Source organism: Streptomyces sp. Pv4-95 (assembly GCF_045782725.1).
Classification (GTDB): domain Bacteria; phylum Actinomycetota; class Actinomycetes; order Streptomycetales; family Streptomycetaceae; genus Streptomyces.
Genome location: NZ_CP127172.1, coordinates 4819107 through 4845721, shown reverse-complemented (window position 1 = coordinate 4845721; position 26615 = coordinate 4819107). Strand labels below are relative to the sequence as shown.

Sequence of the window (26615 nt, the reverse complement as noted above, 5' to 3'; positions counted from 1 at the left end):
CGGCGCTCACTCCGCGGCGAGCTCCTCGTGCCACCACCGGTCGCGGCCGGGCGTCCAGGACACCGGCCGCGCACACCGGTTCACCACCAGGACCGTCCGCCCCCGGCCGGTCCCGCCACGGGCCAGGGCGTGGTCGAGCAGCGGCTTCACCGGCCGTATCGCGCCGTCCCAGAACGCGGCGTCCGCGGTGATCACCACGCGGGCGTCGCAGTCACGGGTGCGGGCGGCCAGTTCGGTCACGGTCAGCGAGACCGGCAGCGTGGTGCGGATCGCGTCCAGCCGGCCGCAGGCGAGCGTGGCGATCACCGATTCGGGCACCAGCGGCAGATGCACCGCCACCCGGTCGCCGGCCCGCACCCCGAGCCGGGTGAGCGCGGCGGCGGCCCGCCGGGCCTGATCGAGGAGCATGCCGTGTGTCAGCTCCTCCATCCGGCCCGGCTCCCCTGACCAGGTGAGGGCGATCCGCGACGCCTGCGGGTCGTGAGCCTCCCGGGCGTTTTCTGCGTGCTCTGAGATCACACTGCGCAACATGCGCTCAGCATGGAGAGTGGCGATCAACGATCGCTGAACGTCCGCTGTACGGGACCGTGCCGCGTGCCCGTGGCGCCCCGCGCCTTCCTGCCCGCTTTTTGGCAGGCCCATTCCCCCGGCCGGCACCTTTTTCCACGGGCCGAGGCAGGAGGCGTGCGGGCGGCGTCGCCCTGCGGCCGTCACCCCACACGCGCCCCCAGCGCCTCGTAACCCCCGGCCACATCACACACATCGGCGAACCCACGGGCCTCCAGCAGCGCCGCCGCGATCACCGACCGGTTTCCGCTGCGGCAGTACAGGACGACGGGGCGGCGCCTGTCCAGCAGCGTGAGGTGGTCGCAGAGCGTGGCCAGGGGGAGGTTACGCGCGCCGGGCAGGGCGCCGTCGGCGAACTCGGACGCGTTGCGCACATCGATCAACTGGACGTGCTCGTCCGGGAGTTCGTCCATCCCGATGCGGTGGCTCACGGAGGTCAGGGCGGGCTCGCGGGCCAAGGCCGCGGCCGGGTCGGGGATATACCCCAGGACACGGTCGTAGCCGATCCGGGCAAGGCGGAGGCGCGCCTCGTCCTCCGTGCCCGCGTCGGCGAGCAGCACGATCGGCGTCCCCGGCGCCACGACGCTGCCGGCGTACTCCGCGAAGCGGGTGTCCAGGCTCGTGTGCAGGGAGCCGGTGAGATGGGCCCGGGTGTAGACGTCCAGGGGGCGGCAGTCGAGGAGGGCGGCGCCGTGCTCGTCCCGGGCCGTCAACGCCTCTTCCAGGGTGAGGGCGGCCAACGGCGTGGGCTCCAGCAGAGGGTGGCCGTCACGGTTGAGGGCCGAGTCGTGCGCGAAGTAGCCCGGGGTGGCGGGCTGGCCCGCGGTGACCAGGCGGACGAACTCGTCCTCGGGCATCGGCTGCAGCGCGTAGTTGAGGCGGCGCTGGTCGCCGATGGTGGAGCTGGTCTCGGTGGAGAGGTTGCGGCCGCAGGCCGAGCCGGCGCCGTGCGCGGGAAAGACCCGGGTCGCGTCCGGGAGGGTGAGGAGTTTGGTGTGCAGGGAGCGGCGGAGCCGCAGGGCCATGTCGTGCGGGCTGTGTCCTGCGGCCGAGAGCAGGTCGGGGCGGCCGACGTCGCCGACGAAGAGGGTGTCACCGGTCAGCACCCCGAACGGCACCTCGTCCGCCGCGTGTTCGCGGACCACCAGGCAGATGGACTCGGGGGTGTGCCCGGGGGTCGCCAGCACGGTGAGGGTGACGCCCCCGTCGGCGCCGGATCCGAGGTCGAGGCGTTCGCCGTCGCGTAACCGCCGTATCGGGAAGCCGGTGGCCGCGGCCTCCCCGAAGGCGATGGTGGCGCCGGTCGCGCGGGCCAGTTCGAGGTGCCCGGAGAGGAAGTCGGCGTGAATGTGCGTCTCGATGACGAGTTCGATGCGCAGACCGGCCGCCTCCGCGTCGCTCAGATAGTCGTCGATGTCCCGGCGCGGGTCGACGAGGACGGCCCGTCCGGTGCTCTCGTCCCCGATCAGATACGACGCCTGGGAGAGGCAGTCGAGGTAGTACTGCGCGAAATACACGGTCGGCCTCCAGGGGCGCGGGCACCCGCGCGGGTCGTACGGGCGCCGACGGAAACAGTGCGTTGTGCGGATGCACGGATGTACGTACATTATGGAGGCGGCTGGGCGACGACAAGCCCGCTCGACGCCAACCCACGCACCCGTACGGCACTTTGACCCGGCGCCGGCTCACCGCAGACAGCGCCACCCGCTCCCGGAGGACCGACATGACGACCGAGCCGCCGGAGGGCGCCCACGGCCCCCGGCCACTGGACCGCCGCTCGCCGCTGCCCCTGTGGGCCCAGCTCTTCGCCGATCTTCGCCGCCGCATGGATGCCGGCGCGTTCACCGAGGAGTTCCCGGCCGAGCACCGGCTCACTGACGAGTACGAGGTCAGCAGGCACACCGTCCGCGAGGCGCTGCGCAAGCTGCGCGACGACGGCCTGGTCATCGCCGAGCGCGGCCGAGCCAGCCGGCTGGACACCCGGCGCATCCAGCAGCCCCTGGGCTCGCTCTACAGCCTCTTCCGGGAGTTGGAGGGCCAGGGGGTGGACCAGCGCAGCGAGGTGCTGCGGCTGGAGCGGACCGCCGACGGGACGATCGCGGGGCAGCTGGGGCTGGTCCCCGACGCACCCCTGATCGTGCTGGAACGCCTGCGGCTGGCGGACGGCGAGCCGCTCGCCCATGACACCGCCTATCTGCCCGCCGCCCTCGCCGAGCCGCTGCTGGACGCCGACTTCGGGCACACCTCGCTCTACGGCGAACTGTCGCGGAGGTGCGGGGTGAAGGTCAGCGGCGGCCGTGAGCGCATCCAGCCGTTCCTGCCCGACGTCCGGCAGGCGTGGCTGCTCGGCCTGGCCGACCGGGAGGCGGCGTTCGCCATCGAGCGGCTGGGCCGGGCCGGTGAACGGCCGGTGGAGTGGCGCGAGACGGTGGTGCGCGGCGACCGGTTCACGTTCGTCGCCGAGTGGTCCGGTGACAGCCGGTCCGTCGCCCTCGCGCCGCGGGCCTCGTGTCCGTCCTCATAGCCGTCACGGCGCTCCCGTGCGGGCTGTTGATCGGTCTGCTGCTGGGGGCGCTGGGCGGCGGCGGTTCGATCCTCGCCGTGCCCGCGCTGGTGTATGTGGCGGGCCAGTCGCCGCACACCGCGACCGCCGGCGCCCTGGTGGTGGTCGCGGTCGGTGCCGTCACCGGTCTGGCCTGCCACGCGGCGGCGGGCCGGGTCCGCTGGTCGGCCGGCGCGGCCTTCGGCACGCTGGGCACCGCCGGCACCTACCTCGGCTCGCGCTGGAGCGCCGCGGCGGAACCGGCCGTGCTGATGGCGGCGTTCGCAGGATTGATGTGCGCGGTGGCGGTGGCGCTGCTGTTACGGAGCCTGCGGGAGCGCCGGGCCGCGCAAGCGGCGCGCGCCGGCGTGGCCTCGGAGCCCCTGCCACCGCTCCCCGGGGGCGCCGTCCCCCTGCGCTCCCGTCCCGTGCGTGTCACCGCGACCGCCTCCGCCGTCGGCCTGCTCACCGGCTTCTTCGGCGTCGGGGGCGGTTTCGTCGTCGTGCCCGCCCTGACGCTGGTACTGGGCATGGAGATGCCGGTGGCCGTCGGCACGTCCCTGCTCGTCATCGTCATCAACTCCGGGACCGCGCTGGCCACTCGGGCCGGCACCGGCGTCCTGGACTGGCCGCTGCTGGCCGGCGTCGCCGCCTGCACGGCGCTCGGCAGCTACGCCGGCAACCGGCTCGCCGCACGTCTGCCGCCGCAGGTCCTGAGCGCCGCCTTCGCCTCACTGGTCGCCGTCCTCGCCGTCGCCCTGGCGGCCACCGCCGTCCCACGCCTCTGACACCCCCACACCCGCCCCGTCCACCTGCCCCCTCATTCGCCCATCCGCCCATCCGCCCATCCGCCCAGGAGGTTCGCATGACGCCCGCCACCGCCACCCCGTCCCACCACCAGGTCCTCATCGTCGGAGGTGGCACCGCGGGCATCACGGTCGCCGCCCGGTTACGCCGGGCCGGGATCCGGGAGATCACTCTGCTGGAGCCGTCCGAGACGCACTGGTACCAGCCGCTGTGGACCCTCGTCGGCGGCGGCCAGGCCCCGCTGCGGGCCGCGCTGCGCACCGAGGCGGACGTCATACCGTCCGGCGTGCGCTGGCTGCGCGAGCGCGCCGCCGCCGTCGATCCGGTCGCCCGCACCGTCACCACGGCCTCCGGCCGGGTCCTGTCCTACGGGCGCCTCGTCCTCGCGCCCGGACTCCAGCTCGACTGGGACGGCGTGCCGGGCCTGGCGAAAGCCCTCGGGCACGGCGGCGTGACCAGCAACTACCGGGCCGATCTCGCCCCGCTCACCTGGGAGATGATCCGCCGGATGCGGCGCGGCACGGCGGTCTTCACCATGCCGTCCGGGCCGGTGAAATGCGGCGGCGCCCCGCAGAAGATCGCCTATCTGGCGGCCGACTACTGGCGCAAGCGCGGAGTCCTGGACGCCATCCGCACCGTCCTGGTGATCCCGGAGCCCGCCCTGTTCAAGGTGCCGGTCTTCTCCCGGGCGCTGGAGGAGACCGCCCGGCGGTACGGCATCGAGGTACGGCTGCGGTCGGAGCTGACCCACCTCGACGGCGCGGCCCGCGAGGCGGTGGTCACCGACCACACGGACGGCACGACCGAGACCCTCCGCTACGACCTGCTGCACGCCGTACCGCCGCAGCGTGCCCCCCAGTGGCTCGCCGACGGCCCGCTCGCCGACCCCGAGTCCCCCTACGGATACGTCAAGGCCGACCGGGAGACCCTCCAGCACCCGGATTTCCCGCAGGTGTTCGTGCTCGGCGACGTCGCCAATCTGCCCACTTCCAAGACCGGTGCGGCGATCCGCAAGCAGGCCCCGGTCGTCGTCGCCAACCTGCTCGCCGGGCTCCGCGGGCGCCCGGCCACCGCCCGCTACGACGGATACACCTCCTGCCCCCTGGTCACCGCCCGGCACAAGATGCTGCTCGCCGAGTTCGACTATGACCTGCGGCCCGCCCCGTCGATTCCCCTCCTCGACACCACCCGCGAACGCACCGACATGTGGTTCCTCAAGCGCTACGGACTGCCGCGCCTCTACTTCAACGGCATGCTCAAGGGCCGCGCCTGAGGCCACCGGGGCCGGGGCCGAACGCTCGCCCCGGCCCCGGCCCGGCCCCCGCTCCGCCCCCCAGGGGCACCTGGCTGCTCTCAGGCCACCGCGACGATGTCCGCCACGACGCACCCGATGTTGTCCGGCGCGCCGGACGCATGGGCGAGCGCGACGAGGTCCCGGACGGCCTCCTCGGGACCGGCCGCCGCGCTCAGCGTCCGCCGTATCTCCTCGGCCGGCACCACCGCCGACAGCCCGTCGGTGCACAGCAGATAGCGCTCGCCCGGCCGGGCGTCCAGCAGCTCCAGGTCGGGCGCGAACTCCGCGCCGCCGTGCAGCGAGCGCAGCAGCAGGGCGCGCTGCGGATGCGACGGCACCTCCTCGGGGGTGAGCCGGCCCTCGTCGATCAGCGACTGCACCAGGCTGTGGTCGTGGCTGAGCCGCACCAGCCCGGAATCCCGCAGGACGTACGCACGGGAGTCCCCGATGTGCAGCAGCGCCAGTTGGGACCCGGAGCGCAGCAGCGCCGTCAGGGTGCTGCCCGCCTCCGCGTCCCCCGAGGGGGCGGCCCGGTGCGCCCGGTGGGCCGCTTCCTCCAGGGCGGTGAGCAGATCCACGGCCGTCAGGTCCCGTCCTTCCAGGGGCCGTAGCTCCTGGAGGGCGGCGGCCGCGGCCTGCTCCCCGCCCTCGCCGTAGCCGTCGGCCACGGCGAGCAGCCGCGGTCCCGCGTGGGCCGCGTCCTGGTTGGCCGGACGGACCAGGCCCCGGTCGGTCAGAGCGGCGCTGCGCATCGTCACAGGGGTGTGCGGTTCGGTCATGACGGTGTCCTTCCTGGACAGCTGGTCGACGAGGAAGGCGGCCAGGTCCCGGCGGGCCGCGGTGTCCGCCTCGACCTGCGCCCAGTACGCGGCGACCAGCTCGGCCGCCGGGCCCGGCGGCCGCTCGCACACCTCGCGGATGCGGGCCAGCGGCATGCCGAGCCGGCGCAGCCAGGCGACCAGCCGGGCACGCTCCAGCTGGGCCGGGGCGTAGTGGCGGTAGCCGGTGAGCGGATCGACGCGGGCCGGCGTCAGCAGACCGAGCTCGTCGTAGAGGCGCAGTGCCTTCGGCGAGAGCCGGGACGCGCGTGCGAAGGCTCCGATCGTCAGCAGTCCGGCGTGCTCGCCCCGCCGCTCGCTGCCGCCCGGCCCGTTGCCGTCCACCTGTCCGCCCTCCTCGTACCGGGCGCCTCGCCCGGCCCGGCCGATGCTGGGGCTTCCCCCAAGGACAAGGTCAAGCCGTCCGCCCGGCGCCCGCCCGGACGTGCCGGCCCGTCAGTCCCGCGCCGGATCCAGCCGGCTGAGCGCCGCCGTCGTCAGCGCCTGCACGCCCATGGTCAGGGTCGGTCGGACGACCGGCGCGAAGCGCGCTGAGTGGTTGGAGGGGATGTCCTGGGCCAGCCGGCCGGCCGCCAGCGCCGTGTGGAACTCCTCCGGCTCCCAGCCGCCGAGCCACCAGTAGTAGAGGGGCGCCTCGACGGCCGTCGCCAGCAGTCCCACGTCCTCGCTGCCGGACGCCGGATCGTAGGCGAACAGCCGCTGCTCCCCGAAGAGGCCGGTGAAGGTCTCGTTGACCTCCCGCAGCGTGGCGGGGTCGTTGACGGTGACGGGGAAGGAGTCCAGGATCTCCGTCTCCGGTGCCCGCTCGGCGCCGGAGGCGGCGGCCTCGGCACGCGCGATGCGGTCGATGGCGGCCAGAACCCTCGACCGCACCGTCTCGTCGAAGCTGCGCACACTGAGCCGGACCACGGCCTGGTCGGGAATGACGTTCGCGCTGTCCCCGGCGTGGAAGGAGCCGACGGTGACCACGGCCTGGTCCTTGGGCGCGACCTCCCGGGCCACCACGGACTGCACCCGCTGCACGAACGACGCCGCCATCACGATCGGGTCGACGGTGGTCTCCGGCCGCGAGCCGTGCCCGCCGCTGCCGTGGAAGGTGATCTCCAGGCTGTCCGCGGCGGCCATGCAGGCGCCGGGGCAGTACGCGATCAGCCCGGCGCCGAACGGGGCGACGTGCTGGGCGAGCACCACGTCGGGGACGGGCACCAGCTGCTTGCTGTAGAGGCCGTCGTCGAGCATGGCGCGGGCGCCGTTGCCGACCTCCTCGGCGGGCTGGAAGAGCGCGATCAGGGTGCCGGACCACCGGTCCCGCCCGGCCGCCAGCAGATCGGCGGCACCCAGCAGGCAGGTGACATGGACGTCGTGGCCGCAGGCGTGCATCCGGCCCGCGACCGTGGAGGCGTACGGCAGGCCGGTGCGCTCGGTGACGGGCAGCGCGTCCATGTCGGCGCGCAGCAGGACGACGGGCCCCGGGCCGTTGCGCAGTACGCCGGTGACCCCCGTGCCGCCGATACCGGTGGTGACCTCGTAGCCGTACTCGGTCAGCCGGCGGGCGGCCTCCGCGGCGGTGCGGGTCTCATGGAAGCCGAGCTCCGGGTTGCGGTGCAGGTCTTCGTAGAGCGCGACGAGGTCCGCGAGGCGGGCGTCGAGCGGGTCCAGGACGGAAGCGGGAAGGGAGTGGTCACTGTCGCTCATACGCGCATTCGACCACGGAGCGGGCCGCCCCCGGGCGCCGGTCCGCGCGACCGGCGTCACCCGGCCGGGCCCCTTCCGGCGACACGACACGCCGCCTGCCCCGCGCCCCTCGTAGCAGGTGTCGCCCACCCGCGCTGTACTGAGGGGCCCGGTCCGTCCGAGGACCACGAGCAGTGCAAGGAGCCGCCATGACCAGCGCGTCCGGCCCGCCTCTCCCCTCCCCCGTCGAGCGCGCCCTGCGGGCCGCCAACGACGGCGACAGCGACGGATTCCTCGCCGCGTTCGCCGAGGACGGCGCGGTGGACGACTGGGGACGGGAGTTCCGCGGTCCCGCCGCGATCCGCGGCTGGAGCGACGCCGAGTTCATCGGCAAGCAGGTGACCTTGGAGGTGACCGGCGCGCGGTCGCAGGGGCCCACCACAACGGTCAGCACCCAGGTCGGCGGGAACGGCTTCAACGGCCCGTCCGACTTCGCCTTCACCGTCGAGGGCGACCGGATCGCGCTGATGCGGATCACGGGCTGACCGGCAGCGGCGGCCTCGTGACACCGGACGACAGGAGCTGACATGCCGGTCTCCATGAGGGCGCGCAGCCGCCACGAGGCGCACCGCTCCGCCACCCCGCTGGAGCTCTTCTTCGACCTGTGCTTCGTCGTCGCCATCGCCCAGGCCGGCCGGCAGCTGGTGCACGGCCTGGCCGAAGGCCACCCGGGCCACGGCATCACCGCCTACCTGATGCTCTTCTTCGCCATCTGGTGGGCCTGGATGAACTTCTCCTGGTTCTCCTCTGCGTACGACACCGACGACGCGCTCTACCGCGTGGTGACCCTCGTACAGATGGCGGGTGTGCTGATCCTGGCCGCGGGCGTGCCCCGCGCCTTCGACGACAGCGACTTCCTGGTGACCTGGCTCGGCTACCTGGTGATGCGGCTGGCGATGGTCACCCAGTGGCTGCGGGCCGCGTACGGCGCGGAGGGGGCCGAGCGGCGCACCGCGCTGCGCTACGCGCTGGGCGTGTCGCTCTGCCAGGTCGGCTGGCTGACGCTGCTGTTCCTGCCGTCCTCGGCCGCGCCCTGGGCCTTTTTGGTGATGGCCCTGCTGGAGCTGTCGGTGCCGACCCTCGCCGAGCGGGAGCGCCAGACGACCTGGCATCCGCATCACATCTCCGAGCGCTACGGCCTGTTCACCATCATCGTGCTCGGCGAGACGGTCGCGGCGGCCACCGTCGCCGTGCAGACCGCCCTGGACGAGAACGACGAGCTGGGCACGCTGCTGCCCATCGCGGGCGGCGGGCTGCTGCTGGTCTTCGCCGCGTACTGGATCTATTTCGCGGTGCCCATCCACCTCCACCTGCGCTCCAACCGCCAGGCGTTCGTGTGGGGCTACGGCCACTACGCCGTGTACGGCTCGGTGGCCGCGGTCGGCGCGGGGATCGAGGTCGCGGTCGAGGAGTCGAGCGGGGCGGCGCATCTGTCGGTTCTCGCCGCTTCCGCGTGCGTCACGGTGCCGGCCGCCCTGTTCCTGTTCATGGTGTGGCTGATCCACTCCCGGCACCAGAAGCGCGGCATCGCCCAGCAGCTGGTCCTGCCGGTGTCCTCGGTGCTGATCCTGGCCTGCACCTTCGCCGGGCACTGGGCGGTCCTGGCGGCCGGCCTGGTGGCCTCCGTCACGGTCGCCGTCGGCGCCACTCTGACGGCCCGGCAGGGCACCGCCCTGGCGGAGCAGTAGCGGCTCCGTCGCGGTCACCCGAGCCGGTCACGGCCTCCGGTGGGAGTTCCCCCGTTAGCGTGCCGAACGGCCGTCCGCGGCCCCCGGGCCGCTGCCATACACCCGTCCGCCGGACAGGTCCCCCATCCGCTTCACACCCCACCCCGGCCGCCCACCGGACCAGGCGTCCATGCGGGCAACAACTCCCTTGATTTCAGACGGTGTTACCCCCCATCTCGGCCATCCTTCCGCCCCGGGGCAATGCGCCCCTCCCCTTCACCCCAATGCCCGTCACCCCATCAATTACCTGTCAAAAAGCCACACTTCCCGGGACTTCGACCCCCGGCCCCTCACCCTTGACCCCCTGCACCGCGTGCGCCTTCCCGGAGACACGGTAGGGTGCATATTGCCCTTTTTATGCCCGGCGTGTCCCCCACGGGAACACGGGCCGTCCACCCGTCCGCACCTGAGGAGACGCCCGCCATGGCCGCCCGCCACGCTCAGTCCCGCGCGCGCAGAAGGCTGTCCCGGCGCAGCAAAGCCGTCAGTTCATTCGCCCTCACCACCCTCGTCGGCACCGCCCTGTGGGCCTGGCCGGCCTCGGGTGACGACCACGACGGTCTGACGGACGCCAGGAACGGCACCTCCAAGAGCGCCGCCGGCCCGGAGATCCCCGCTCCGCCGAACGCCGCCACGGCCCCCCGGCCGATCCCCGGCCTCAGTGACGCCACCCGGAAGCGGATACCGGCCAACTCCCGCCAGGCACTGATCGTCACGGGCAAGAGCGCCGACTCCTACGACTCCCGCGTCGTCCTTTACACCCGCGCGGAGCGTTCCGGCGACTGGCGGCCGGGCCCCTCCTGGCCCGCGCACAACGCGGCCCGCGGCTGGACCGACGATCACCGCTACGGCGACCTGCGCTCCCCGGAGGGCATCTACACCCTCACCGACGCGGGCGGCCGGCTGGCCCCGCCGGAGGGCACCAAGCTGCCCTACGACCGCAGCGGCAGCTTCGTCGCCAACGGCACCGGCGTGGAGGGCGAGCCGCTGGCCGGCGCATTCGATTACGTCATCGCCATCAACTACAACCGTGTCGCCGGCACGTCCCCGCTGGACCAGCAACGTCCGCAGGGCTCGGGGAAGGGCGGCGGCGTCTGGCTGCACGTCGACCACGACGGCCCCACCCAGGGGTGTGTGTCCCTCAAGCCGGGAGCGATGCGGGAACTCCTGCGCACCCTCGACCCGGCCCTGCACCCGGTCATCGTGATGGGCCCGGCAGGCCACTGACCGCCCGCCGGGCCGCACGGCCGCGTGGTACGCATGGGTCATGGCGGACGCGGAGCGGGGACCTGACGCACGGAACGCACACGACGAGCGGAACGAGCAGGAGGCCCGGACGGCGGACACACCCCGCCCTCCGGGCCCGCTCGACGCCCTGACCGATGTCGCCGGCCTCCGGGTGGGCCACGCCCAGCGGGTCGGCGGCGGACACCTGACCGGCACCACCGTCGTCCTCGCCCCCGAAGGCGGTGCGATCGCGGCCGTCGACGTCCGCGGGGGCGGCCCCGGAACCCGCGAGACCGATGCGCTGGACCCGCGCAATCTCGTGCAGCACGTCGAGGCGATCGTGCTGACCGGCGGCAGCGCCTTCGGCCTGGAGGCCGCCTCGGGGGTGGCCCGCTGGCTGGAGGAGCAGGGCCGCGGCTTCCGCGTCGGGCCGGATCCCGCCCAGGTCGTGCCGGTGGTCCCGGCCGCCGCCCTGTTCGACCTCGGGCGTGGCGGCGACTGGCGGGCCCGGCCGGACGCCGCGCTGGGCCGGGCGGCGGCGGAGGCCGCGGCGGCGAGCGCCCCGGGTGCTCCGGTGGCGCAGGGCAACACGGGCGCGGGAACGGGCGCGGTGGCGGGCGCCCCGGGTGCTCCGGTGGCGCAGGGCAACACGGGCGCGGGAACGGGCGCGGTGGCGGGCGGGATCAAGGGCGGCATCGGGACGGCGAGCGTGGTGCTGCCGTCGGGAGCCACCGTCGCCGCCCTCGCCGCCGTCAACGCGGCTGGCTCCTTCGCCGATCCGCGGACCGGCGCCCTCTACGGCCGGCAGTCCGAGGGCCCCGCGGCCTTCCCCGCCGCCTCGGTGCACGCCACCGCCCGGCGCCGGCTGGCCGAAGCCGTGCGGATCTCGCAGGACCGCTGGGCGGCCTCGGTCCGGCCGCCCCTCAACACCACGCTCGCGGTCGTCGCCACCGACGCCGCCCTCACCCGCGCCCAGGCCCACAAGCTCGCCGGAACCGCGCACGACGGCCTGGCGCGCGCCATCCGCCCGGTCCATCTGCTCTCCGACGGCGACACGGTCTTCGCGCTGTCCACGGGTACCCGCCCGCTCGCACCCGACGAAGCTCTCTCCGATCCGGCGTTCGGGGTCCACGCGCAGGCCGGCGCGCTGAACGACATCCTGGCCGCGGGGGCGGACGCGCTGACGCGCGCGGTGGTCGAGGCCGCCCTCGCGGCGGAGACGGTGGACGGTCCTGGCGGGCTGTTCCCCTCCTACCGAGAGCTGTACGGCTGACCGTCAGGGTGCCGCCGCGGGCGACCGGCTGACGCGGCGTCCGGGTGCCCCGACGCACCGGTAGCACCCCGAGCCCTCATCGCCCCGTCAGACCCCCGCCGCTCCCAGCAGCGCACCCGCCCCGTACGTCACCGCCATCGCGAGCGCGCCCCCGGCCACGTTGCGCACCACCGCCCGGGCGACCGGTGCCGCGCCCAGTCGGGCGCTAGTCCAGCCGCACAGGGCGAGCGCGGCGAGCACCGCGGCGACCGTGACCGGCAGCCGCAGCGCCACGGGCGGCAGCACGATGGCCAGCAGCGGCAGCAGGGCGCCCGCGGTGAAGGCGAGGAAGCTGGCGCCGGCCGCGTGCCAGGGGTTGGTCAGTTCGTCGGGATCGATGCCCAGCTCGACCTCGGCGTGCGCGCGCAGTGCGTCCTTTCGGGTGAGCTGCTCCGCGACCTCGCGGGCCAGCTCCTGACTGAGCCCCTTGCCCTCCAGGAGTTCGGTCAACTCCACGAGTTCGGCCTGCGGTTCGCGGGCGAGTTCGCGCTTCTCCTGTTCCAGCGCCGCCTTTTCGGAGTCCCGCTGGGTGGAGACGGACACATACTCGCCGGCTGCCATCGACATCGATCCGGCCAGCAGCCCGGCCAGTCCCGCCGTCAGCAGGGTGCTGCGCGCGTCGGTGGCGCCGGCGACACCGACGACGAGGCCGGCCGTGGAGACCACGCCGTCGTTGGCACCGAGTACCGCGGCCCGCAGCCAGTTGAGGCGGCTGCCGAGCCCGCCGCCGTGCGCCTCGTCGTGCTCCGGTGTCTCAACAGTCACCGGCCGAGCGTCTCACCCGGGGCCCTCGTACCCCGCCCCGACGCCCCCGCATCGTCCTGAATTCGCCGGTGGTAGAACGGCCGTATGTCCGTACCGCCTCCTCCGCCCACGCTTGTCCAGCCCGCCCCTCGCGAGCCCGCTCCGCGCCGCCGCCTGTGGTGGCACCGGCTGATCCTCGGGCTCTGGTACCGGCCGGTGGAGGTCATGGACGAGGCGCGGGACCGCAGCGCGTGGAGCGCGGCGGTACTGATGTGCTTGATCAGCGGCGCCATAGGGGTGCTGACGGTGGAGGCGTTCCGTCAACAGTGGTCCGCCAACCGCACGATGGCGTTGCAGCTCGCCGGGCTCGCCGAGGCGGGCGTGCTGGCGGCGAGCTTCTCCCTGGGCGCCGTGACCCACGCCATCGCCCGCACGCTCGGCGGCAACGGCCGCTTCGCGCCGACCGCGAGCCTGTTCATCGTGCTGTTCTGGGTCACCGACCTGCCGCGTCTCGCGCTCGCCGCACTGCTGCCGGCCGGCACCACGTTCGTGCAGGCGGCGACCTGGACGACCTGGGGGTTCGGCTACGTCCTCGCGGTACTCCTCATCCGGGGGCAGCACCATCTGTCGACCAGGAAGTCGGCGGCCGCGGTGTCGGTGCAGATGCTCGCCGCGCTGGCCCTGCTCAAGCTCGGGCCGGTGCGCTGAATTCGCTCCACCGGGGCCGCCGGGGACCGGGCCGGCCACGCACCGGGCGGCCGGTTCTCGCGCGCTCGCCCGCCGCTCGTCGGCGGACGCGTCAGCTGCGGCTCGTCAACTGCCGTACGAGACCGGCGAACGCCTCCCGCTCCGCCTCGCTCAGCTGCACGCTCTCCGACGGCGGTCCGGCCGGACCGGTCTGGCGCGGCACGGAATCCAGCAGCTCCTTGGCGCCGCCCGCGGCCGGCGCCTCGTCCCGCTCCCGTCGCATCAGTCTGAGCAGGCCGGCGACCCAGACGACGATCGCGACGAGCAGGACGGCGAAGCCGATCTGCTGCAGCAGCGCAGCGGAGGGGTGCATACGGGCCTCCAGAACGGGCGGGGCACGGATCAGATCCCAGTAGACACCACACTTCGGGCCTTTCGACAGGGGGATTAGGGGACTTACGTCCCGAAGTGACGCACGTCCTATGACATTTCATCGCTTTCCCGGCATGCCACACGAAGCGCGCCCCGAAGTGCACCGGAGCGCACCCCCATCCGCCCCTCACCCCTCCGGCACGGCAGGGTCCCGGCAGATCCCTTGGACACCCCGGAGGCTTCCCCCGGGCGAAGATCACCCCTGACGATGACCACACACCGTCCGCGACGTGAGGAGTACGCACGTGCCGCAGCCGTCCGAGCCGCAGCCCTTGCCACCCGCCGACGCCGGCACCGGGCACGCCGCCCCTGCCGGGCCGCCCGCCCGCGCGCTGGAGGGCGTCCTCGTGGCCGACTTCAGCCGGGTACTGGCCGGGCCGCTGGCCGCCGCGACGCTGGCCGACCTCGGCGCCGAGGTGATCAAGGTGGAACGGCCCGGCACCGGTGACGACACCCGCGCATGGGGCCCGCCCTTCGCCGCGGACGGCACCGCCGCGTACTTCGACGCCGCCAACCGCTCCAAGCGCGGCCTCACCCTGGACCTCGGCGACCCGGACGACGCGGCCGCGGCCCGCGAGTTGGCGCGCCGGGCGGACGTGCTGATCGAGAACTTCCGCCCCGGGTCGCTCGCCAAGTACGGCCTCGACCATGCCAGCACCCGCGCCGCCCACCCGGGCCTGGTGCACTGCACGATCACCGGATTCGGCTCCGGCGAGGGCGCCCACCTGCCCGGCTACGACTTCGTCGTGCAGGCCGTCGGCGGCCTCATGAGCATCACCGGCGAGCCCGGCGGCACGCCCCTGAAGGCGGGCGTCGCCCTGGTGGACGTACTGACCGCCAAGGACGCCACCACCGGCATCCTGGCGGCGCTCCGGCACCGCGACCGCACCGGCGAGGGCCAGCTGGTCGAGGTCAACCTGCTGTCCTCCCTCCTCGGCTCACTGGTCAACCAGACCTCCGGCTATCTGGCCACCGGCCGCGACCCGGGACCGATGGGCAACCGGCACCCGAGCATCGCCCCCTACGAGACGCTGGCCTGCCGCGGCGGGCTGCTCGCGGTGGCGGTGGGCAACGACCGGCAGTTCCGGGCGCTCGTGACGGCCCTGGGCAGCCCGCGGTTGGCGGACGACCCCCGGTTCGCCCGCAATCAGGATCGCGTGCAAAACCGCACAGACCTCATCAATGCGCTGGAGGACCGGCTGGTGGCCGACACCCCGCAGGGGTGGACCGAGCGGCTCGCCGCGGTATCCGTGCCGTGCGGCCCGGTCAACACGCTGTCCGAGGCCCTGGAGTTGGCACGGCGGCTCGGGCTCGACCCCGTCACCTCTGTGGGCGACGGCCGGATTCCCCAAGTCACCAGCCCGCTACGCCTCTCGGGGACCCCGATTTCCCAACCTGCCGCGCCACCCCGCCTGGACGAACACGGGGCACCGCTGCGAACCTGGCTGTCCGGGCCGCGTGATCAGCCCCTGCCCCCACGGGTGTGATGTTGGTCACAACGCAACCGGACCCGCAACCAAAAACGTCCGCAGGTGCTGTTTACCAGCACGGAAAACACCACACCCTCGTATGGAGCAGCTCGTGACATCGCCGGACAACCCTGTGCCCGCTCGGTCCCGCACCCCGCACCAGCTGCGCCAGCCTGCCGAGCAGCAGGGGACGGGCATGCCGCGCTCCCGCCGGATGCGACGCACGCTGGCCGCGACCGCACTGCTGGCCGCCGGAGCGCTGGCCCTGTCCGCCTGCGGGGGGAACGCCGAGGCCGGCGGTCACGACGACGGCAAGAACGGCCAGGCGGGTGCGGACGCCGCGGCCGCCAAGGACGCCTCCGACGCGAAGATCAAAGTCTCCTCGAAGGACGGCGCCACGGACGCCAGCATCAACGACACCCGGGTGAAGGTCACCGGCGGCAAGTTGACGGATGTGAAGCTCACCGCGGCCGACTCCGGGACCGTCGTGCCGGGCGCCATATCGTCCGACGGCTCCACCTGGAAGCCCTCGGCCCAGCTGGAGCGCGGCACCAAGTACCAGCTGGTCGCGAACGCCAAGGACGCCAAGGGGCGTTCCGCCACCGAGAACGCGACGTTCACCACCGTCTCGTCGGCCAACAGCTTCATCGGCACCTACACCCCCGACGACGGCAAGAGCGTCGGCGTCGGCATGCCGGTGTCGTTCAACTTCGACAAGATGATCACCAACAAGAAGGACGTCCAGTCCCACATCAAGGTGACGTCCAGCAGCGGTCAGCCGGTCGTCGGCCACTGGTTCGGTGCGCAGCGCCTGGACTTCCGGCCGGAGGAGTACTGGAAGGCCGGCTCCAAGGTCACCATGAAGATCGACCTGGACGGTGTGCAGGGCGGCGAGGGCATCACCGGTGTGCAGTCCAAGACGGTGTCCTTCACCATCGGACGCTCGCAGGTCTCCACCGTCGACATGGACACCCAGACCATGACGGTCAAGAGGGACGGCAAGACCCTCAAGTCCATCCCGATCTCCGGCGGCAGCCCCGAGAACCCCACCTACAACGGCCAGATGGTCATCTCGGAGAAGTTCGAGCAGACCCGGATGGACGGCTCGACGGTCGGGTTCACGAAGGGCGACGGCAAGGGCGAGTACGACATCAAGGATGTCCCGCACGCCATGCGCCTGTCGTCCTCCGGCACCTTCATCCACGGCAACTACTGGGGCGACCCGTCGATCTTCGGCCGCGCCGGCACCAGCCACGGCTGCGTCGGCCTGCGTGACGCCAAGGGCGGCGGCGGCAACACCCCGGGCAAGTGGTTCTTCGAGAACTCGCTGGTGGGCGATGTCGTCATCGTGAAGAACTCGAAGGACAAGACCATCAAGCCGGACAACGGCCTCAACGGCTGGAACCTGTCCTGGGCCGACTGGCAGGCGGGCAGCGCCTCCTGACCGGCGGCTGCTGACGGACACGACGGTGGCCGGTCCCCTGGAGGGGCCGGCCACCGTCTTTCGTGGCACCGAAGGCGCCTCGCCTGCCGCCGCCTCGATGGGAGCGCGCGCCCGGCGGGCGGGCGACGGTAACGCGCCCCCGACGAGGGGAATGCATCCCGTACGGGTCAGGGGGAGCGAACGGATGGGGGACGAGCGATGAGTGAAAAGGCGATACCGGACCGCGATACGTCCGGACGCGGTCCGGGCGGCGAGGGCGACAGCCCAGAAGAGGCGCTGATGTGGCGGAAGTCCAGCCACAGCAACGACGGCGAGAGCGCCTGCCTCGAAATGGCCGCCGGGCCGAAGCCCGGCGCTCCGGTGTACGTCCGGGACTCCACACGGGCCGGCGGCGGCTCGCAGCTCACCTTCTCCGCGCCCGCCTGGTCCCTCTTCATCGCCTACACCACCGCCGACTGACGGCATCTCACCGTGGCGCGGACCCGGCCGAGGGGCGCTGCGCACACGCCGGGGCCCCCACGTCACCGCTCGTGGGGGCCCCGGCGTTCAGGAACTGCTTTCGGTGCGCGGACCGGTCAGGCGGCGACCGCCACCTTGCCCTCCTCGGCGGTGTCCGTCGCCGCCTCCTGCCGCGCGTCGCGCGACCTGCGCATCCCCTTGAGGAGGATCACCAGGCCCGTGGTGACGCACGTACCGGCGGCGATGGCGACCAGGTAGAGGAGCGGCTGGCCGATCAGCGGCACGACGAAGATGCCGCCGTGCGGGGCACGGAGGGTGCAGCCGAACGCCATCGACAGGGCGCCGGTGACCGCGCCGCCGGCCATCGCCGAGGGGATGACCCGCAGCGGGTCGGCCGCGGCGAAGGGGATGGCGCCCTCGGTGATGAAGGACGCGCCGAGCACCCAGGCCGCCTTGCCGTTGTCGCGTTCGGTCTTGGTGAACAGCCGGCCGCGGACGGTCGTGGCCAGCGCCATCGCCAGCGGCGGGACCATGCCGGCGGCCATCACCGCGGCCATCACCTTCAGGCTGCCCTCGTTGGGGTTGGCGAGACCGCCGACCGCGAAGGCGTACGCGACCTTGTTCAGCGGGCCGCCGAGGTCGAAGCACATCATCAGGCCCAGGATGACGCCGAGGATGACCGCATTGGCGCCGGAGAGCCCGGACAGCCAGTCGGTGAGTGCCTTCTGCAGGGCGGCGATCGGCTTGCCGATCACCAGGAACATGAGGAACCCGACGATCGCCGAGGAGATCAGCGGGATCACCACGACCGGCATGATGCCGCGCAGGACCGGGGGAATCCTGACCCGCTGGATCGCCATCACCACCCCGCCCGCGAGCAGACCGGCGATCAGGCCGCCGAGGAAGCCGGCGTTGATGGTGAGGGCGATGGAACCGCCGACGAAGCCCGGGACGAGGCCCGGCCGGTCGGCCATTCCGTAGGCGATGTAGCCCGCCAGGATCGGCACGAGGAAGCCGAAGGCGACCCCGCCGATCTGGAAGAGCAGCGCCGCCCAACTGGTGGCCTCGGTCCAGATGAAGTGGTCGGCGACGGACGGCGCCTTGTCGATCGTGTAGCCGCCGATGGCGAAGGCGAGCGCGATGAGCAGGCCGCCCGCCGCGACGAACGGCACCATGTAACTGACGCCGGTCATCAGCCACTTGCGCAGCCGGGTGCCGAATCCGTCGGCCGCGTCGCCGCCCTTGTCCATGGGCGCGGCATCCCGCGCCGGGGCGCTCGCGTCGCCGCGCTCGGCCTTGCCGCGCACCTCGGCGATGAGTTCGGCGGGGCGGTTGATGCCCGCCTTGACCCCGACGTCGACGGTCGGCTTCCCGGCGAACCGGTCCTTGTCCCGCACCTCGACGTCATGCGCGAAGATCACGCCGTCCGCGTCCGCGACGACCCGCGGGTCGAGCCGCTCGAAGCCCGCCGAACCCTGCGTCTCGACGACCACCTCGACGCCGGCGGCCTTGCCGGCCTTCTCCAGCGACTCGGCCGCCATGTAGGTGTGCGCGATACCGGTGGGGCAGGAGGTGACGGCGACGATGCGGAAAGGAGCCTCGGGGGCCGGGGCATCCGAGGCCGGGGCGGCTTCCTCGGCGGGCGGCTGCGGAGGCTCGGCCTCAGGCGAGGCTCCCGCGGGGGCCTCGGGGGCGGTGTCGGGGGACTCCCCTTCGGCCGCGGCATCGGCCTCCGCCCCGGACGCCGGGGCGGCCTCGGGCTCGGCCTTCTCGGACTCGGCCGTCTCGGGCTCGGCCTCCGGGTCCTCGCCGCGGATGAGAGAGGCCGCTCGCGCCGGATCCGTGACGGACCGCAGCGCGCCGGTGAACTGCTCGTCCATCAGGTGGCGGGCAAGAGTGGACAGGATCGCCAGATGATCCGCGTCGCCGCCCGCGGGGGCCGCGATCAGGAAGATCAGGTCGGCCGGGCCGTCCGGTGCGCCGAAGTCGATGCCGGACGGACAGCGCCCGAAGGCCAGCGTCGGCGCCGAGACGTGTGCACTGCGGCAGTGCGGGATGCCGATGCCTCCGTCGAGACCGGTGGGCATCTGGGCCTCGCGGGCGGCCACATCCGCCAGGAAGCCCTCCAGGTCGGTGACGCGACCGGACGCGACCATCCGCTCGGCCAACGATCGGGCCGCGGCATCCTTCGTTTCGGCGGACAGGTCGAGATCGACCAGTTCCGCGGTGATCAGCTCACTCATCGCGGGCTCCCTTGCGCGTATCCGCCGAGGGGGCGGTGGGGACGGGACGGGGAATGGGAGGGGGCGTGCACATGGGGACGGAGGTGCGCCGCGAGTGCGTATGGGGGTGGTACGCAGTGGGGCGGTACGCGGTGCGGTGGTAGGGGGACGGGCGGGGTGGAGCGGAGGCCCCGGCAGCGAGGCCGGCAGCGGTGCCGGTCGGCCGCTCGGTGGCCGCAAGGGCGGCGCCGGGGTGCCCGATCGGCCGGGTGGCGGCCGAACACCGGGTCACGGCCGAAGGCCGGGCGGGGGTGGCCCGGAGCGGCATCGGCCGGTCTGTTGTCGCCACGAGGGCGGGTCCGCCGACTGTCGGCCCGAAGCCGGGCCGTGCGGAGGTCGAGGGCGGCAGGACGCGCGGCGTATCCAGGACCGGCTCCGGAACGCCCCGCCGGGCCTTCCGCGGCCCGCCGCTCGAAGCCCGCGCCGTGCCGGTTCATGACACCGGCTCCGTGAGCGGGCGGTCGAGGGGGACGTCGTCGGTCGTCGTGACGGCCGCCGGAGCCAGGTCGTCAGGCGTCGGCATCGCGCTGCCGGGGAGCTGGACGGCGGCCGCGCCGTGCGCCACCGCCGCGGCCAGGGCGCGAACCCCGGTGCCGCCCGCGGCGAGGAAACCGGCGAGCGAGGCGTCGCCCGCACCGACGTTGCTGCGCACCGCGGCGACACGGGCGCTGCCGAAGTGGGCGCCGTCGTCGTCGACCAGCAGCTGGCCGTCCGCGCCCAGCGAGGCGAGGACGGCGCGCGCGCCCGAGGTGCGCAGCTCCTCCGCGGCCTTGACCGCGTCGCCGATGGTGGCGAGCGGGCGGCCGACGGCCTGGGAGAGCTCCTCGGCGTTCGGTTTGACGATGTCGGGGCGCTCGCGCAGCGCGGCGGTCAGCGAGGGGCCGGAGGTGTCCAGGGCGATCCGCGCGCCGGCGCGGTGGGCCCGCGCGACCAGCTCGGCGTACCACTCGGGCGCGAGGCCGCGCGGCAGGCTGCCGCAGCAGGCGATCCAGTCGGCGCCCGCGGATCGCTCACCGACCGTCGCCAGCAGCGCCTCGGACTCCTCCGCGGTCAGTTCGGGGCCGGTCGCGTTGATCTTGGTGAGGGAGCCGTCCGGCTCGGCGACGGAGATGTTGGAGCGGGTCTGGCCCGCCACCGGCACACCGGCCACCTCGATGCCCTCGGCGCTCAGCAGCCCGGCGAGCGCCGCGCCCGCGGGCCCGCCAAGCGGCAGCACCGCGAGGGTGCGGTGGCCGGCCGCGGCGACCGCACGCGAGACATTGACGCCCTTGCCACCCGGGTCGATCCGGTCGGCCGTGGCCCGGAGCACGGCTCCGCGTTCCAGCGCCGGGATCTCGTACGTACGGTCCAGGCTGGGGTTGGGGGTGACGGTGAGGATCATGCGCGCACTACTTCCGTACCCGCGCGCTCGATGGCGAGGGCGTCGTCGGGGCTCAGCCCGGTGTCGGTGATGAGCAGGTCCACGTCCGACAGCTCGCCGAAGCGGGCGAAGTGCTGCTGCCCGAACTTGGCGGAATCGGCGAGCAGGACGACCCTGCGGGCGGCGGCGATCAGCGCCCGTTTGACCGCGGCCTCGGCGAGGTCGGGGGTGGTCAGGCCGCCGTCCAGGGAGAAACCGTTGGTGGCGAGGAACAGCACATCGGCGTTGATCTCGCGGTAGGCGCGCAGCGCCCAGTCGTCGACCGCGGCCCGCGTGCGGTGCCGGATACGGCCGCCCACCAGGTGCAGGGTGAGCCCCGGGTGGTCGGCCAGCCGGGCGGCGACCGGCAGACCGTGGGTGACGACGGTCAGCTCGGCGTCCAGCGGCATCTCGGCGGCGAGCCGGGCCGCGGTGGTCCCGGCATCCATGATCACGGTGCCGGTGGGGCCGCCGGAGCGGGCAGCGGCGGAAGCGGCCGCGGACGGCGGGTCCGCCGCGCCGTCGCCGGGCCCGCCGTTGGCGCTCCGGGGGAGTTCGGCGAGCGCGGCGCGTGCGATGCGCAGCTTCTCGTCGGCGGCGACGACGTCCCGCTGGGCCAGGTCCGGCTCGAAGTCCAGCCGACCGGCCGGGATGGCGCCGCCGTGCACTCGGCGCACCAGGCCCGCGCGGTCGAGGGCCTTCAGGTCGCGCCGTACGGTCTCGGCGGTGACCTGGAACTCCTCGGCGAGGGACAGCACGTCCACCCGCCCGCCCTCGCGGGCGAGCCGCAGAATCTCCTGCTGGCGCTCAGGTGCATACATCAGCGTTTGCGTCCGTTCGATGCCCGAAACTGTGGTTTCAGCGCGATGCTACGCACACATTTCTGTGAAGTAAACAGATCCGGGCAGCCTGCGGACTCAAACGGACATGGCCCGCACCTTCGGTCGGCCGCCGCAGGCGCCTGCGGCGGCCGGCAGTCGGCAGTCGGCAGTCGGCAGTCGGCACACCCACGCCGGGCAGACCCCACCCACACAAAGGAGCCCCGACGCCGGAAACGGCATCGGGGCTCGCTCACGGACAATCTCGCGCGATCGGTCACGGAGCGCGAACGGGGCGCGCTGCCTTACGCGGCGGCGTCGAACCCCGTGTCGCCGGCCATCCGCTTCAGGTCGAGGAGCGCGTGCTTCTCTATCTGGCGGATCCGCTCACGGGTGAGGCCGTGCTGCTTGCCGACCTCGGTCAGCGTGCGCTCGCGGCCGTCCTCGATGCCGTAGCGCGCCTTGATGATCGAGGCGGTGCGGTGGTCGAGGCGGTCGATCAGGCCCTCCAGCTCCTCACTGCGCAGCAGCGAGAGCACGGACTGCTCGGGCGAGGCCGCGGAGGTGTCCTCCAGCAGATCGCCGAACTGGGTGTCGCCGTCGTCGTCCACCGACATGTTGAGGCTGACCGGGTCGCGGGCCCAGTCGAGGACGTCGGTGACACGGGCGGGCGTGGAGCCCAGCTCGCCCGCGACCTCCGCGGGCTCCGGGTCGCGGCCGTTCTCCCGGTTGAACTCGCGCTGCACCCGGCGGATCCGGCCCAGCTCCTCGACGAGGTGCACGGGCAGCCGGATCGTGCGGGACTGGTCGGCGATGGAGCGGGTGATGGCCTGGCGGATCCACCACGTCGCGTACGTCGAGAACTTGAAGCCCTTGGCGTAGTCGAACTTCTCCACCGCGCGCACCAGACCGGCGTTGCCCTCCTGGATCAGATCCAGCAGCGGCAGACCGGCGCGCGGGTAGCGGCGGGCGACCGCCACGACGAGCCGAAGGTTGGAACGGATGAAGACGTCCTTGGCCTTTGCGCTCTCGGCGACCAGCGCCTCCAGCTCCTCACGGTCGGCACCTGCGGCATTGCCTTCGGTGACCTCGCCGTCCAGGATCTGCTGGGCGTAGACGCCCGCCTCGATGGTCTGGGAAAGCTCGACCTCCTTCGCGGCATCCAGCAGCGGGGTGCGCGCGATCTCGTCGAGATACATGCCGACCAGGTCGCGGTCGGCGATCTCCCCGCCTACGGCGCGAACGCTGCTGGCCCCCTCAGAACCGCTGCTGGTGGCCTGACGACGGGCGACGGCACGGGTTGCCATGCGTGTGCTCCCTTTGCGATGAGTCGGTCGCGGGACGGTGGCGCGGGAAACCCGATGGGTGACCGAGTGACCCGTCCGAAGGAAACAACGGCTGGAATCCGGACAGAATTCCCCTGCCGCCGTCCTTTTTTGTGATCATGCAGTACCCTGCCCCCTCACCGAGGGAGGTCGCATGCTGCCGGAGCGCAGGGACGTGCAGGTCAGGGCGGGCTCTGCGGCGGACCTCGGGGCCCTCACGGAGCTCTACAACCACTACATCCGCGAGACGCCCCTCACGTTCGACACCGAGCCCTTCTCCTGCGAGCAGCGCCGTCCGTGGCTGGCCTCCCACCCACAAGACGGCCCTCATCGACTTCTGGTTGCCCAGGAGGCGGACGGCAAACCCACAGGCCCGCGCCCCGGGCCCCAGGACGGCGACGAACCGGGGGGTGGCTGCGGGGACGGCGCCGGGGGCCGCACCGGGGACGACAGCGCCCTGCTCGGCTACGCGACCAGCAGCGCGTTCCGGCCGAAGGCGGCCTATGCCACCTCCGTGGAGGTCACGGTCTACTGCGCGCCACGCGCCGTCGGCCGCGGCGTCGGCACCCTGCTCTACGAGGCCCTCTTCGAAGCCCTGGCGGGCGAGGACGTCCACCGCGCGTACGCCGGCATCGCCCTGCCCAACGAGTCATCCGTCCGCCTGCACGCCCGGTTCGGCTTCCGGCACATCGGTACGTACACGGAGGTGGGCCGCAAATTCGGCCGCTACTGGGACGTCGCCTGGTACCAGAAGGATCTGAGCTGACTCCGGTTGCCGCGGACGGCGACCGGGTGTCGCCTGGACAGGAGGGCAATCGAGAGGAGCCCGCCATGCAGAAGCACGCTCGCCGACGCGACACGGGTGCGGCCCGCTCCCACGGCACCGTCGACGCCGAGCACGGCGCGACGGCCAACGACTCCGGGACGCCTTCGCGGCCGCCCGCCGGGCGCCATCTGTCGGCAAAGGTGGTCCTGCCCGTCCTCGCGGCCCTCGGCTTCGGCTGCTACACGATCTGGCTCGACCACACCAGCGGCGCCAAGGGCGCCCAGGCGGCGCTGCTCGGACTGATCGCGGCAGTGGTCTCCGGTGCGCTGGGGCTGGTGCTGGTGCACTTCCAGTCCTCGATGCTCACGGAGACCCGGGCGCTGGCATATGCCGCGCTCTTCGGCTGCGCGATGGGCTGGCTCTACAGCATCAGCGGGCCCTCGGTGCTGAAGTCCGTGGGCTGGGGCCTGTTCATGGCCGGCTGCATGTTCGTCGTCTCGCTGTACCTCTTCCGCACCCACCGGGTGCGCGAGTCGCACGGCCTGCACCGTCCGCGCAGGGTCCACCGCCCGCACGGCGCCCACTGACGGCGGGCCGCCAACCCGCCACCGCGCAGGAATGCGCTCTCCGCAGAACTCGCCGCGAATTCCGGCGGCTTCATGAGAAAAGACCCTGCCTGCATTTCGGCGAGTTCGGGTGCGCTGCTCCTGCCGCGTGAGCGGCAGTCACGGAAATACGCGACCGCCGGTGGAGAGCAGCCACCGGCGGACAGCGTGTCATCAGGCTCTCGTCGGGGCGCGACGGTACGGTGTTTCTCCCTGCGAAAGTAGCTGGTGGGAGACAGGCCGTGGCAGCGGTTCACAGCGATGACGGCCCTCCCGAGAGGGCCGATCCCCTGCGGACTCTCCTTGGCGGCTCCGACGGCCCCCTTCCCGCCCTCTTGTTGTTGCTGACGACGGTGACCGGGTTGGTGGATTCGGTCAGCTATCTCGTGCTGGGCAAAGTCTTCGTCGCCAACATGGCCGGCAATCTCATCTTCGTCGGGTTCGGCCTGTCGGCAGTGGGGACAGCCGTGACCCCGTCCGCCGTCGCGATCGGGGCATTCCTCGTCGGCTGTGTCGCCGGTGGCAGGGCCGTGCAGTCGCTGGCGCACCACCGGGGGTGGTTGTTGTGCGGAAGCGCAACAGTCGTGGTGGTACTGGTCGTTATCGCGGTCGCCCTGCTGTGGGGAGTGGACGAGGGAGGGACGGTGCCCTCCGCCCGACGCTGGGCCGCGATCGCCGCCCTGGCATGCGGAATGGGCTTCCAAGCGGCGCTCACCCGGCAGGTCAACTTGAAGGACATGAGAACGATCGTGGCGACGCTCACCTTCACCGCTGTCGCCGCCGACTCGAAACTGGCCGGTGGCAGAGGCCGGGGTGTGACCAGCGGGGTGGTCTCGGTCCTGACCGTGGTGTTCGGCGCGTTCTGCGGTGGCCTTCTCCTTCGGGTTGGCGACGTGCGCGCGCCGCTGCTCCTCGCCATCGCTCTGCTCTTGATCGCCGCGGCGATGGTCGCCGTACTTTCAAGGAAAGAAGCCGAGTGGCAACGCCCCCACGCATAGCCGCTCCGGGCTGATCCGCGGTGCGTCGTTCACCTCACCTCTGGCGGCGAGTCATCGCTCTTGCGCCGCACGGTGCGCAAGGGCCGGCCGGGCCGCCAGGTCTCCAGCACCACATACGGATCGCCGATCGACGTACGCACCATCTCCGTCAGCTCCGCCCGGAACAGGTGGAACGGCTCCGGGGGCCGCACCGCGGCGGCGTACCGCGCGACCACCTCGGGGTCGGTCACCTCGACCGCCCGCCCGGAGACCCGCACATCGCCGCCCGCCGTGTCCGTGCCCGGTCCGGGGTTGGCGTGCAGCGAGAAGCGGGGGTCGCGGCGCAGGTCGAGCGCCTTGCGGGAGCCCGGCATCATCCCGAGCCACAGCTCACCGAAGCGGAAGTCGGCCTCCAGGCAGGTCAGTCGCGGTGCGCCGTCCTTGCGAAGGGTTCCCAGGACGTGGTGCTCGAACGCCCCGAAGCGCTCCTGCACCCGCGCCGCGAACTCCGGTTCCGCCGACACGATCTCCGACCACGCCGCCGCCCCGTCCGCCATCTCACCCGTCATGGCTCCACCCGTCGTCATGGCTCCACCCGTCGTCATGGGGTTTACCTTGCCGCCCATACCTGACGTCTACTGTCCGGATTCCTCGCGGAGTCCCGGGCGGAGTCCCCTGGCAGCTCTCCTCGCGGGGCCCTCGCGGGCCCGCTCAGTGGGAGGGCCCCAGGTCCGCCGCGTTCCACCGCTCGGGCCGCAGCCGGATCGCGATCAGCTCCTCGCCCCGGCTGAGCACGTCGCGCGCGTACCGCGGGACCTCGTCGGCCGGCAGATAGCGGCGCGCCACCCTCTCGACCAGCTCGGGTGTGACGGCGACGAAGGCGGCGGGCCCCTCGACGGCGGCGTAGCGATAGGACGGCGACGTGCGCTGCACCGTCAGGGTGAAGCGGCCTGCCTGCTCGATCAGCCGTGCCTTACGGGACGCCCGGCCGGTGAACAGCATGATGTCGTCACCCGGCCGGTACGCGTACCAGACCGGCGCCGTCACGGGCCCGCGCTCGCTCCCCGCCGCGACCGACAGCACGGCGACCAGCGGCTCGGCGAAGAACCGCTCGCGTTCCTCCACAGTCAGCGACATCGCACACTCCTCGTGAGGTCAA

Annotated in this window: 26 protein-coding genes; 14 read left to right on the top strand and 12 right to left on the bottom strand. The window is 73.0% G+C overall.

The window, feature by feature from the left end; translation table 11 throughout:
- Window positions 1-6: 6 nt before the first annotated feature.
- Both QOM21_RS21295 and QOM21_RS21290 read right to left on the bottom strand, forming a co-directional pair.
- Window positions 7-519, bottom strand: coding sequence for an AMP-binding protein (locus QOM21_RS21295; RefSeq protein ID WP_407552295.1), 513 nt, complete (start codon window positions 517-519; stop codon window positions 7-9).
- Between the two features lie 191 nt (window positions 520-710).
- Window positions 711-2084: a rhodanese-like domain-containing protein gene (locus QOM21_RS21290; protein WP_407552293.1), complete on the bottom strand. Its 1374-nt coding sequence runs from the start codon at window positions 2082-2084 to the stop codon at window positions 711-713.
- Between the two features lie 206 nt (window positions 2085-2290).
- Between QOM21_RS21290 and QOM21_RS21285 the strand changes: the two genes are divergently transcribed.
- From QOM21_RS21285 to QOM21_RS21275, 3 genes are all read left to right on the top strand, one after another.
- Window positions 2291-3091, top strand: coding sequence for a GntR family transcriptional regulator (locus QOM21_RS21285; RefSeq protein WP_407552291.1), 801 nt, complete (start codon window positions 2291-2293; stop codon window positions 3089-3091).
- Window positions 3076-3897 carry a sulfite exporter TauE/SafE family protein gene (locus QOM21_RS21280; RefSeq protein ID WP_407552289.1) on the top strand — a complete coding sequence of 274 codons (822 nt, stop codon included), beginning with the start codon at window positions 3076-3078 and terminating at the stop codon, window positions 3895-3897. The genes QOM21_RS21285 and QOM21_RS21280 overlap by 16 nt, the downstream gene beginning before the upstream one ends.
- A gap of 77 nt (window positions 3898-3974) precedes the next feature.
- Window positions 3975-5189 carry an FAD-dependent oxidoreductase gene (locus tag QOM21_RS21275; protein WP_407552287.1) on the top strand — a complete coding sequence of 405 codons (1215 nt, stop codon included), beginning with the start codon at window positions 3975-3977 and terminating at the stop codon, window positions 5187-5189.
- Between the two features lie 80 nt (window positions 5190-5269).
- Here QOM21_RS21275 and QOM21_RS21270 read toward each other — a convergent pair whose 3' ends face one another.
- Both QOM21_RS21270 and QOM21_RS21265 read right to left on the bottom strand, forming a co-directional pair.
- Window positions 5270-6373 carry a MerR family transcriptional regulator gene (locus QOM21_RS21270; RefSeq protein WP_407552285.1) on the bottom strand — a complete coding sequence of 368 codons (1104 nt, stop codon included), beginning with the start codon at window positions 6371-6373 and terminating at the stop codon, window positions 5270-5272.
- 111 nt (window positions 6374-6484) lie between these two features.
- A complete protein-coding gene (locus tag QOM21_RS21265) occupies window positions 6485-7744 on the bottom strand; it encodes an amidohydrolase (protein ID WP_407552283.1) in 1260 nt (419 codons plus the stop codon).
- 188 nt (window positions 7745-7932) lie between these two features.
- Between QOM21_RS21265 and QOM21_RS21260 the strand changes: the two genes are divergently transcribed.
- From QOM21_RS21260 to QOM21_RS21245, 4 genes are all read left to right on the top strand, one after another.
- On the top strand, window positions 7933-8268 hold the full coding sequence (locus tag QOM21_RS21260; protein ID WP_407552281.1) for a nuclear transport factor 2 family protein: 336 nt from the start codon (window positions 7933-7935) through the stop codon (window positions 8266-8268).
- A gap of 42 nt (window positions 8269-8310) precedes the next feature.
- Window positions 8311-9471, top strand: coding sequence for a low temperature requirement protein A (locus QOM21_RS21255; protein ID WP_407552279.1), 1161 nt, complete (start codon window positions 8311-8313; stop codon window positions 9469-9471).
- A gap of 462 nt (window positions 9472-9933) precedes the next feature.
- Window positions 9934-10737 carry a L,D-transpeptidase family protein gene (locus QOM21_RS21250; protein WP_407552277.1) on the top strand — a complete coding sequence of 268 codons (804 nt, stop codon included), beginning with the start codon at window positions 9934-9936 and terminating at the stop codon, window positions 10735-10737.
- A gap of 40 nt (window positions 10738-10777) precedes the next feature.
- Window positions 10778-12010 carry a P1 family peptidase gene (locus QOM21_RS21245; protein ID WP_407552275.1) on the top strand — a complete coding sequence of 411 codons (1233 nt, stop codon included), beginning with the start codon at window positions 10778-10780 and terminating at the stop codon, window positions 12008-12010.
- Between the two features lie 87 nt (window positions 12011-12097).
- Here QOM21_RS21245 and QOM21_RS21240 read toward each other — a convergent pair whose 3' ends face one another.
- Window positions 12098-12814, bottom strand: a complete 717-nt coding sequence (locus tag QOM21_RS21240; protein ID WP_407552273.1) for a VIT family protein — start codon at window positions 12812-12814, stop codon at window positions 12098-12100.
- Between the two features lie 84 nt (window positions 12815-12898).
- Here QOM21_RS21240 and QOM21_RS21235 point away from each other — a divergent pair, with 84 nt between their 5' ends.
- A complete protein-coding gene (locus QOM21_RS21235) occupies window positions 12899-13501 on the top strand; it encodes a YIP1 family protein (protein ID WP_407552272.1) in 603 nt (200 codons plus the stop codon).
- A 91-nt stretch (window positions 13502-13592) separates the two neighbouring features.
- On the opposite strand, the gene QOM21_RS21230 is transcribed toward QOM21_RS21235, so the two are convergent.
- Window positions 13593-13853: a hypothetical protein gene (locus tag QOM21_RS21230; RefSeq protein ID WP_407552270.1), complete on the bottom strand. Its 261-nt coding sequence runs from the start codon at window positions 13851-13853 to the stop codon at window positions 13593-13595.
- A gap of 304 nt (window positions 13854-14157) precedes the next feature.
- Here QOM21_RS21230 and QOM21_RS21225 point away from each other — a divergent pair, with 304 nt between their 5' ends.
- The 3 genes from QOM21_RS21225 (at window position 14158) to QOM21_RS21215 (ending at window position 17284) form a co-directional block, all read left to right on the top strand.
- Complete coding sequence (locus tag QOM21_RS21225) at window positions 14158-15399, top strand: CaiB/BaiF CoA transferase family protein (protein WP_407552269.1); 1242 nt, start codon at window positions 14158-14160, stop codon at window positions 15397-15399.
- Window positions 15400-15481: 82 nt separating this feature from the next.
- Window positions 15482-16825: an Ig-like domain-containing protein gene (locus QOM21_RS21220; RefSeq protein ID WP_407552268.1), complete on the top strand. Its 1344-nt coding sequence runs from the start codon at window positions 15482-15484 to the stop codon at window positions 16823-16825.
- A 198-nt stretch (window positions 16826-17023) separates the two neighbouring features.
- Entirely contained in the window at window positions 17024-17284 is a 261-nt protein-coding gene (locus tag QOM21_RS21215) for a DUF397 domain-containing protein (RefSeq protein WP_407552267.1), read from the top strand.
- A 116-nt stretch (window positions 17285-17400) separates the two neighbouring features.
- Here the strand turns inward: QOM21_RS21215 and QOM21_RS21210 are convergent, their stop codons facing one another.
- The 4 genes from QOM21_RS21210 to QOM21_RS21195 all read right to left on the bottom strand — a co-directional run bounded on the left by QOM21_RS21210 (window position 17401) and on the right by QOM21_RS21195 (window position 23090).
- Window positions 17401-19527 (bottom strand): fructose-specific PTS transporter subunit EIIC, encoded by a 2127-nt coding sequence (locus tag QOM21_RS21210; protein WP_407552265.1) that lies wholly within the window; start codon window positions 19525-19527, stop codon window positions 17401-17403.
- Between the two features lie 472 nt (window positions 19528-19999).
- Entirely contained in the window at window positions 20000-20947 is a 948-nt protein-coding gene (gene pfkB / locus QOM21_RS21205) for a 1-phosphofructokinase (RefSeq protein WP_407552263.1), read from the bottom strand.
- A complete protein-coding gene (locus QOM21_RS21200) occupies window positions 20944-21786 on the bottom strand; it encodes a DeoR/GlpR family DNA-binding transcription regulator (protein WP_407552261.1) in 843 nt (280 codons plus the stop codon). The genes pfkB and QOM21_RS21200 overlap by 4 nt, the downstream gene beginning before the upstream one ends.
- Before the next feature lie 302 nt (window positions 21787-22088).
- The gene (locus QOM21_RS21195; protein ID WP_407552260.1) at window positions 22089-23090 is read right to left on the bottom strand and encodes an RNA polymerase sigma factor RpoD/SigA; all 1002 of its coding nucleotides are present in this window, start codon (window positions 23088-23090) and stop codon (window positions 22089-22091) included.
- A 172-nt stretch (window positions 23091-23262) separates the two neighbouring features.
- Here QOM21_RS21195 and QOM21_RS21190 point away from each other — a divergent pair, with 172 nt between their 5' ends.
- From QOM21_RS21190 to QOM21_RS21180, 3 genes are all read left to right on the top strand, one after another.
- Entirely contained in the window at window positions 23263-23874 is a 612-nt protein-coding gene (locus QOM21_RS21190; RefSeq protein WP_407552258.1) for a GNAT family N-acetyltransferase, read from the top strand.
- 65 nt (window positions 23875-23939) lie between these two features.
- Window positions 23940-24461, top strand: coding sequence for a hypothetical protein (locus tag QOM21_RS21185; protein WP_407552256.1), 522 nt, complete (start codon window positions 23940-23942; stop codon window positions 24459-24461).
- Between the two features lie 260 nt (window positions 24462-24721).
- Entirely contained in the window at window positions 24722-25477 is a 756-nt protein-coding gene (locus QOM21_RS21180) for a YoaK family protein (RefSeq protein ID WP_407552254.1), read from the top strand.
- Between the two features lie 29 nt (window positions 25478-25506).
- Here the strand turns inward: QOM21_RS21180 and QOM21_RS21175 are convergent, their stop codons facing one another.
- Together QOM21_RS21175 and QOM21_RS21170 are read right to left on the bottom strand one after the other, a co-directional pair.
- The gene (locus QOM21_RS21175) at window positions 25507-26043 is read right to left on the bottom strand and encodes a pyridoxamine 5'-phosphate oxidase family protein (RefSeq protein ID WP_407555742.1); all 537 of its coding nucleotides are present in this window, start codon (window positions 26041-26043) and stop codon (window positions 25507-25509) included.
- A 124-nt stretch (window positions 26044-26167) separates the two neighbouring features.
- Window positions 26168-26593, bottom strand: coding sequence for a pyridoxamine 5'-phosphate oxidase family protein (locus QOM21_RS21170; RefSeq protein WP_407552252.1), 426 nt, complete (start codon window positions 26591-26593; stop codon window positions 26168-26170).
- Between the last annotated feature and the right edge of the window lie 22 nt (window positions 26594-26615).